Here is an 8,555-nt window from a genome sequence, read left to right as displayed (position 1 = left end):
TAAAAGAAAAAGTTCTTGCAATTTTGTAATTGGAAAAGAACAAAATATATGCAAGAACCCAAGCAGTGGAATGCTTTAGGAACAAATATAGCTGAATTAAAAGCAAAAGTCAAAAATAGCCGAACAGAGCTTAGACAACTCAGACAGCGACTGAAAGAATTAGAGGCGAGTCGGGATTTGTGGAAGCGTAAATATAAGACCTTACAATCCTCAGAATTGCGTTCTGTCAAGCAAAATTCAGGTCGGATTACTAAAGCTCAAGGATATCAGTACAGTGTTCAGACTATTCAAATGAGTGTATACTTATACTTGGTTTTAGGCTGTGGCTATAGAGGAATTGTAAAGATTTTGCTATACATTCAGTTAGAATTCGGTGTTTTAGGCGTCTTACCCAGTAAAAGTATCATTGCTGTATGGGTGCAGAAATTAGGCTACTATAAATATACTCATCCAGTCTGTGAGCTTGGTAAGTCCTATGGTTTAATCATTGATGAGTGTATGGTAATCGGTCAGCAAAGGTTAGTACTTATCTTGGGAGTAGCTGCCCAAAAAGAGCAGCCAACTGCTTTAAACTATGAACAGGTCAGTGTTTTGTCTATCGCAGTGCGATCATCCTGGAAAGCGGAAGATATTAGGGCAGAGATTGAAAAAGTGACAGAAAAAATGGGTAGTAAACCTGTCTATATTATCAGTGATGGCAATAGTAATTTACGCAAGGGTATTGGTGATAGTGGTTGTATCAGGATTGCAGACGTCTCTCATCAAATAGCCTTGATAGTAGAGAAACACTATCGTAACCATGGTAAGTTTATCAGTTGGCAGCAAGCCATCGCACAGGCTAAATTTCAAGGAATCATGAGAGAGGTGGCCTACTTGCTTCCACCTAAACAAAGAGTGATTGCTCGGTTCATGAATTTAGAGCCCAGTATTGTCTGGTCAAAGAAGATTATTACTTGTTTTGAAACCTTTTCAGCCAAAGAACAAGACTTTTTTAGACCTATCAAACAGCATCAGGGCTTAATTGAAGAGCTTCAAGCAGTTTTTCAAATGAGTCAACAGGTAATAGATTTACTGAAAATCAAAGGGTTATCTTATGAAAATATTGAGCAATGTAAGGATGTGCTTAAAAAACATCACCTGAGAGTGGATGGAAAAATAATCACAGCTATTGAAGAGTATTTACAGACAGAAAAGTTAAAATTACCTAATGCAGACACTGTTTGGAATTGCTGTTCAAACTGTTTGGAGTCTTTGTTTGCTAAATTCAAGCAAAAACTACCTGCCAATCCATTGCATGGCATTACCAAGCAAGTATTGGCACTACCACTTAGAACAAACAAAGGACTTAAGTTCGACATAAAGACAGCCTTAGAAGAGGTTTCTATGGCAGATTTAGACCAATGGGGTAAGGCAGTACTCGCTGATAAGCAAGTTCTTAGAAGGAAAAATACATTAAGAATATGAAAGAACTTTTTTACAGATTGGACAACCTACCCGTAGGGACGATATATTGTTTTAATATACCGTCCCTACGAGACTGCAAGTTGTTTATAGTCAGTAGTTTATCTGTCGAACTCACGTTTTTTAGAAATTTGATTGCCGCAATGGAATTGCCACTATATACACTATGAACACGAAGTTGCACAAATTTTTGCGGCGAACCTGGAGGTTCGCGCCACAATAGGGGGAGTTATTTAAGTTTTCTTTTCCAGTAAATTACTCCCCCTAACAGGAGGAGCAGTACTACGTTGTCACGGATAATATGATAGGTTCTGTCTGCGGCAATTTCATAGCCACTGGTAAACAGCGAAATGGTAAGCGTTAGTTGCACAACCAATGCCAGTATAATTACCCATTTGAGAATGTTAACAAAAATTTTCATGAAGTCTGATAATGAACTGCAAGGTAATGAATTTACTGTACATTTATACCAGACTTCTGAGTGGCAGCTACAACGATTCAAAAAAAACAATCAGCCGTTTCTGTTTATAGCATTTCCACATAACCGTCTGTACCATTGACCCTGATTCGTTGCCCGTCTTTTATCAGTCTGGTGGCATTTTCTACTCCTACAACGGCAGGTAAGCCATATTCACGGGCAATAACTGCCCCATGCGTCATGAGTCCGCCTACTTCTGTAACCAGTCCTTTGATGGATACAAAGAGCGGTGTCCAACTGGGGTCGGTAAAGGCAGTAACTAATATATCTCCTTCTTCAAGAGTAGCCTCTTCCATGTTTAATAGCACACGGGCACGCCCTTCTATCACGCCTGAAGAAACAGCCAGACCTACCAACCCTCCGACAGGCAGATTCTCTCTTTTGTATCGGCCTGTAATTATTTCACCATCAGAGGTCATTACCCGTGGCGGATTCAGTTTTTCATAGACTTTGAAATCGTCTTTTCTTTGGTTAATAAGGGCATAATCTAATTGATTGGTTGTTACTACCTCACGCAATTCTTCAAAACTCAGGTAATAAATATCTTCTTTTTCCCGAATAACCCCGGCTTGTACCAGTTTTTCAGCTTCTTGGAGCAAGGCTTGTTTATAGATAAAATAGCGGCAAATCATGCCATATTTTGGATATTCACGGTAACCCGCCAGATTCCGAACAAGGTCTATCATGCGTTTGGTTTCTTCGGCTTTGGGTTGCCCATCAGGCAATGGTTGCAGTCGGTCAATTAATTCCTGTTCTTTTTTGAAGGCTTCCTGCAAACCCTGTTCAAATTTTTGTTTGCCCGCCCCGGACGCAAAATTGCGGATATTGCTGAGAATGACCGGAATAAGTATTGACGGTTTTTCGCTCCAACGAGTCTTGGTAATGTCAATTTCTCCGGCGCAGCGCATACCGTATTTAGTCAAAAAAACCTCAATAGCTGCTTTCACTTGTTTTCCGCCCTCAAAGGCAGGCAATTCAGCTAAAAAATTATCTTCTTTTGTCTCCTGTAAATACCCGATAATAGCCGGATATGGACGGATGACATCTGCTACATCCATCAATGCCAGACCCATTTCAGACGTTACATTATTAGGCACCGATTGCGAAAGGGTATCTGCCGCATTTTTCTCGCCTAACCATTCGTTCATCTTTTCATTAATCCAGGCGGCGGCATTCATGCCCGTCATAATGGCACCAAAACTCAGGGTTGAATGCACGTGCTTCTTTAGTTCCTGTATATCTTCTACTATAAAATCAAACAGTTCCGAACCGGATTTTGTCTGTATGTTTTGCTTTAGGATTTCTATAGATGCCTGACTATCATTCACTAAATCAGCCGCCACTTTTGCCGCACCCCCAAGTGATTCGTAATCGTTTAATGCCTGATAGTTGGGAGGTGTTGCTCCTTTATCGTTGTTACCGGAATCTTCTTCATTTTCCGGCAACGATTGGATAAAATCTCCCCGGTCAATCAAGGTAGTCAGGGCATCTTTTACAAGCGGGTCAAATCTCCCTAAGGTTTCTATAATCGATGGTCTGCCTTTGGCTGAAAGCAACCTATGCGTTACATCTACAAATAGCCTGCCGCCAGCTACCCGCATGGTGGCAGGGGTGGTTAAAAGCCAGATAGCCAAGCCCAGCGGTTTCATGGCATCGGTCATCATCTGTGCATGACCGACCGAGAGGTACACGTGATTGTCGGTATCAGATTCTTTGGGAATCGGGAATAAAGTAGTGATAGGCCGACTCTGTACGATATAAAAGGTTTCATCAACCAGACACCATTCAATATCCTGCGGACTGCCGAAGTGTGCTTCAATGGTTCTGCCCATTTGTGCAAGCTGTAGCATCTGCTTGTCTGTCAGGGTCTGGCTTTGCTGTTTTTCAGGGGCAATCTCTTGTACCTGGGTGCCACCTTCCGGCAAAGGAACAATGGCTAATTGCTTGGTAGCTACTTTTTTGTCAATTATTCTGCCGCCGGATACTTTGTAGTTGTCGGCATTCACCTGACCGGAAACCATCGCTTCGCCCAGACCGAAACTGGCATCAATGGATACGACTTTTCTGTGGCCGTTAATGGGGTCGGCAGTAAACAGAATCCCTGCCGCCTGTGGGAATACCATTTGCTGAACCACCACAGACAGATGGACTTTATGGTGGTCGAAACCGTTTTGCAGGCGGTAAATTACGGCTCTTTCGGTAAATAATGAAGCCCAGCATCGGGTGATATGATGCAGGATTGCCTCTCGTCCGATAATATTCAGGTAAGTATCCTGTTGTCCGGCAAAAGAGGCTGCTGGCAGGTCTTCGGCCGTAGCACTTGAACGCACCGCATAGGCTTTTTCCGTACCCGATTCTGTGAGGTAATCGATAATGGCTTCTGCTATGTCGTGCGGCATGACAATCTCTTCAATCACCTTCCGAATCTCACGGCTTACTTCACTGATTTGCATGCGGTCTTCTGTTTTGAGTACAGATAACTGGTTAAGTAAGGCATTCGCAGACGGTGTTTCCTGCATGATTCTTTGAAAAGCCTCCGTAGTAATACAAAAGCCATCGGGTACAGAGATGCCCTCAATCCGGCTGAGTTCTCCGAGATTCACCGCTTTACCACCCACAAGGGCGAGCTTGGTCTGGTCGATTTCGTGGAAACCGAGTAGATAGGCCGACTTATTTTTCATCTTTAGTGGTGTTAAGTGTCTGGGTAGTGCCATTCATGAGTGCAATGGCTTTCTGAAAGTACGATTCAATGATTCTGATTTCATCTTCTGCAAAAGAAGCAATCAGTTCTTCGGAGCCACTACGGAAATCTTTGTAGAGTGGCGCAAAAAGTGCCATGATGTTTTCGGTATTGGCTTCAATGATAACCTTGCGTCGGTCGTTTTCAATAAACCGTCTTTTAACCATGTTTTTCTTTTCAAAACGGTCTATTAAACCTGTAACGGCACCTGTGGTAAGTCCGGTTAAATTGGCTAACTCTCCGGCGGTCATTGACCCTTTTTCTAAAAAAAAGCCTAAATACTTATGGTCAGTCCCAGAAAACCCGGCCTTTCGGGCAATGGTTTCGTGCATCTGAATAGACGTATAAGCATACTGCTGACTCAGTTTCCTGACAGTCCTGATTAAATCTTCTTTCATTTTATCTTATTTAATAAGTATCTTAGTTGCAAAGATAAATTGAAAGATTGGGATTTGCAAAGGGGGGGTAGAATTTTGGGTGCGGGGAGGTGTACTGGTGAGGGTAATGGGTTAGGAATTCAGGGTAGAGGGATGAGACTGTAAATTAAACTGATTAACATTTTTTAACGAAACCGATTTTTTACTTCTGGAATATATTTACAAGTTTGTAGCCTTAAGTAATTGATAATAAGTCTCAAACTTTAAATCTGCCTAACTCCATGTTTAAATCTATTTTGATTCTTCTGACAAATGTGCTACTCTTGACGAATGCTTCCGGACAAACTATCATCAAAGGTAGCTTTCAATCATTTCCTTCGACTGAATTTAGAATAGTTTATAATCAATCTGCTTTAAATGACTTTCAAGGAGAAGTGTTAGATAAAGGCCAAACTAACGCAAATGGTGAGTTTTCAACCTCATTTTACTTAAATTCCGAACAACCTGTCTTACTTTTTATTTCAAATCAATTTTTAAGACTTTGGGCAATTCCTAACACTACTTTGACAGTTGATGAAACCAATAAGAATAAATTTTACTTTTCAGGACAAGCGGCTAAGCAAAACAATTTTTTATACCAGTCGGGGATTATGAGGCCTATGGGTGTTGCACCTATGATAACCTCGGATAGTTTTGCTCCCTTACAACAAATAGCTCATCTTGACAGTATAGAGCAAAGAAGATGGGATTTATATAAGAAAAGCTTTGCTGTAAATGAAGTCTCAAACATATTTGCTTCTTATTGCAAAGGAGAAATAACGCATTTCTCACACTTTAATAAAAACCAATATATTTTACAGAATATATATGGGCAAAAAAGAATCAGACAAGAAGATATTCCATCAGCATATTATCATTTCTGGAGTAAATTTGAATTGCTGAATGATAGCTGTTTAAGCGATTCTTACAGAAATTCTGTGGTTGATTTTATTGGCTATCAGGCAACCAAACGTCTTCATCTCTTTAGTGATTACCCGGATAGAGAAAAATATAGTGAAACCGAATTTAAAATTATAGACTCATTATTAGCAGACCATCCGTTAACAAAAGAGAGGATAAAGGGTGAAAAATTAATTTTTCTGATAAACTATTTTGATATACCACGATTCGTTGAAACACAATTTGAAAATTATAAGAAAGAGTTCCCGACTTCTAAATATATTGACATTATTCAGAAGAAGTGGGACAAGAAAAACAAAATCACCCGCTTAATACCTGAGTTTGTTTTGAAAGATGTATCAGGCAAACCATTTGATATTAAGTCTATCAGAAGTAAAGTTGTTTATATTGATTTCTGGGGGAGTTGGTGTAAGGCCTGTTTAATGCAAATGCCTAACTCAATACAACTGCAACAAAGGTATAAAGACAAAGATGTAGTGTTTCTTTTTATTGACTTTTATGATACAAAAGAAAACTGGCTTAAAGCCATTAAAGACAAAAAAATAACTGGCTTGCATGTAAAGGCAGAAAAAGAAGATGAAATATACTTTAATGAAAAATTTGGAATAGAGCAGGGGTTCCCACGTTATGCTTTGCTTGACAAAAAAGGAGTGTTGATAACAAGTTCTGCACCACACCCTAATGACAAAGAGCTTATTTCGTTGATTGATAAATATCTGTCTGATAAATAAAAGCAAGTATTTTGTCCTGGCAGATTCTTTCGACTGGGTGTCCCCGACTGGGTGTCCCCGACTGGGTGTCCCAGTCGAAAGAATCTGCCGGGACAATAAATTATCAGAGCTTTTGTGAGTAATACTGGATTACTTTTTATAATTGTATTGACCTGAAAAAAAAGCATTTTTACAATTACTTCTATGAAAAGAATAGTTTATTTTCTTTTGTTATTACTCCATCTGTGTATAAGCTGTGTTGATAAAAGTAAAGCTAAAGAATTGAAAAATTCAGTTTTAAGCCTTTTGAAAACAGATGAGTTTTACTACCATTCAGATAGCTTAGTAAAAGCTAAATCAAAAGAAGCGCTGAACTATTGCAAGGCTAAAAACTGGAATACAGAGGTTTGCTTTATGCTGGATATGAGTATTCACTCTGGTAAAAAGAGATTCTTTATCTGGGATTTAAAAAATAATAAAACCCTTGCTTCGGGGTTGGTTGCGCATGGTTGTGGAAAGAAAAACTGGGGAAAAGATGATACCAAAGATGCCGCAGTATTTAGTAATATCCCCGAAAGCTATTGTTCCTCTCTTGGAAAATATAAAATTGGAAATAGAGGAGTAAGTACATGGGGGATTAAAGTAAATTACCTGATGCATGGAATGGAGCAAACCAATAATAATGCTTTAAAAAGACAGATAGTTTTACATTCCTGGAATGCTATCCCCGATAATGAACCTTATCCTGATGGAGTTCCTGAAGGTTGGGGGTGCCCGGCGGTGAGCAATAACTTTATGAGGAAGTTGGATAGTGTGATAATCCAATCAAAAAAGCCCATATTACTATGGACTTTCAATGACTCGTCCTAAAATAAGTTTACAGTTAAATTGATAATCCTGCCATAGGTTTACAGCCTTTATTTGTATAATAATTTTTCCAATATCTTTCTAACTTACCTTCCATTTGGTGAGCCTGCTCTGGGGTCAAGAGTCCAACACTCATATGAGGTCTTTCTTTATTGTAAATCTCTATTATTTCTCTTAGTAAGCCTTGCGCATGCGATAGATTTTTGATAATTATTTTAGCCAAGAACTCATCTTTAAGGATACCGTTTACTCTTTCTGCAATTGCATTTTCTAAAGGATTGCCATTCTGTGTCATACTAATTTGTAGGCCATAATCCTGCAATAAGGTTACATACTCATGTGAACAGTATTGGATACCTCTATCAGAATGATGGATTAATTTATCCACTTTTTGAGGTAAACTCTTTAAGGCCATTTTTAATGCTTCTACTGAACTTATGGCTAAAAGATTATCAGCTATATGATAGCCCATTATCTTTCTTGAATAGGTATCAGTAATAAGTGATAGATAAACAAAACCCTCATTTGTTTCCAGATAGGTAATATCCGATGCCCAAATCTGATTAGGCTTTATAGGCTCAATATCTTTAATTAAATTCGGATATTTTCTTAACCAATGAGAGGAAAAAGTGGTTTTTGTTTTCCTGTTTCTCCTTCTTACTAACAGTCCATGCTGAGATAATAAGTCAAATAAGGCATCTCTGCCCATTTTTATCTGATGCTCAATCATAAAAGCCTGAAGCATTCCATACAACTTTCTTGTGCCAATCATCGGTTGTCTCTGACGAATGGCATTGACCTTTTGTATGAGTAACTCTTCTTCAATCAGACAATCATTTGCTCTCCAAAAATACTGATAATAGGCTTGTCTAGTTATGCCAAACATTCTACATATTTGTCCTAAACCTATTGCTGGTTTGGCCTCTTTGAGGGCGTAGATTGTTTGGCAACGTACTTTTTTT

Annotated in this window: 7 protein-coding genes; 3 read left to right on the top strand and 4 right to left on the bottom strand. The window is 39.1% G+C overall.

What is annotated here, in order from left to right:
• Window positions 1-48 precede the first annotated feature (48 nt).
• A complete protein-coding gene (locus EWM59_RS26935; RefSeq protein WP_130024000.1) occupies window positions 49-1,464 on the top strand; it encodes a hypothetical protein in 1,416 nt (471 codons plus the stop codon).
• Window positions 1,465-1,690: 226 nt separating this feature from the next.
• Here EWM59_RS26935 and EWM59_RS26930 read toward each other — a convergent pair whose 3' ends face one another.
• The 3 genes from EWM59_RS26930 to EWM59_RS26920 form a co-directional block, all read right to left on the bottom strand.
• Entirely contained in the window at window positions 1,691-1,882 is a 192-nt protein-coding gene (locus tag EWM59_RS26930) for a hypothetical protein (protein WP_130024307.1), read from the bottom strand.
• Window positions 1,883-1,986: 104 nt separating this feature from the next.
• The gene (ppsA, locus tag EWM59_RS26925) at window positions 1,987-4,620 is read right to left on the bottom strand and encodes a phosphoenolpyruvate synthase (RefSeq protein WP_130024306.1); all 2,634 of its coding nucleotides are present in this window, start codon (window positions 4,618-4,620) and stop codon (window positions 1,987-1,989) included.
• Window positions 4,610-5,077 carry a MarR family winged helix-turn-helix transcriptional regulator gene (locus EWM59_RS26920; RefSeq protein WP_130024305.1) on the bottom strand — a complete coding sequence of 156 codons (468 nt, stop codon included), beginning with the start codon at window positions 5,075-5,077 and terminating at the stop codon, window positions 4,610-4,612. Before EWM59_RS26920 ends, ppsA begins: the two co-directional genes overlap by 11 nt.
• 260 nt (window positions 5,078-5,337) lie before the next feature.
• On the opposite strand from EWM59_RS26920, the gene EWM59_RS26915 reads away from it, so the two are divergent.
• A complete protein-coding gene (locus EWM59_RS26915) occupies window positions 5,338-6,747 on the top strand; it encodes a TlpA family protein disulfide reductase (protein ID WP_130024304.1) in 1,410 nt (469 codons plus the stop codon).
• Window positions 6,748-6,930: 183 nt separating this feature from the next.
• Window positions 6,931-7,596, top strand: a complete 666-nt coding sequence (locus tag EWM59_RS26910; protein ID WP_130024303.1) for a murein L,D-transpeptidase catalytic domain-containing protein — start codon at window positions 6,931-6,933, stop codon at window positions 7,594-7,596.
• A 13-nt stretch (window positions 7,597-7,609) separates the two neighbouring features.
• On the opposite strand, the gene EWM59_RS26905 is transcribed toward EWM59_RS26910, so the two are convergent.
• Window positions 7,610-8,555: IS3 family transposase (locus EWM59_RS26905; RefSeq protein ID WP_130022633.1), on the bottom strand; the 946-nt coding region annotated here is incomplete at its 5' end.

The organism is Emticicia agri (assembly GCF_004168285.1).
GTDB lineage: Bacteria > Bacteroidota > Bacteroidia > Cytophagales > Spirosomataceae > Emticicia > Emticicia agri.
The sequence above is the reverse complement of the archived record's forward strand: the minus strand, read 5'-3'. Positions and strand labels throughout refer to the sequence as shown.

What these genes read in the sequence shown, in the direction of transcription:
- EWM59_RS26920 (WP_130024305.1), bottom strand. Translation starts at nt 5,077, where the DNA reads ATGAAAGAAGATTTAATCAGGACTGTCAGGAAACTGAGTCAGCAGTAT.
- EWM59_RS26915 (WP_130024304.1), top strand. Translation starts at nt 5,338, where the DNA reads ATGTTTAAATCTATTTTGATTCTTCTGACAAATGTGCTACTCTTGACG.
- EWM59_RS26930 (WP_130024307.1), bottom strand. Translation starts at nt 1,882, where the DNA reads ATGAAAATTTTTGTTAACATTCTCAAATGGGTAATTATACTGGCATTG.
- ppsA (WP_130024306.1), bottom strand. Translation starts at nt 4,620, where the DNA reads ATGAAAAATAAGTCGGCCTATCTACTCGGTTTCCACGAAATCGACCAG.
- EWM59_RS26935 (WP_130024000.1), top strand. Translation starts at nt 49, where the DNA reads ATGCAAGAACCCAAGCAGTGGAATGCTTTAGGAACAAATATAGCTGAA.
- EWM59_RS26910 (WP_130024303.1), top strand. Translation starts at nt 6,931, where the DNA reads ATGAAAAGAATAGTTTATTTTCTTTTGTTATTACTCCATCTGTGTATA.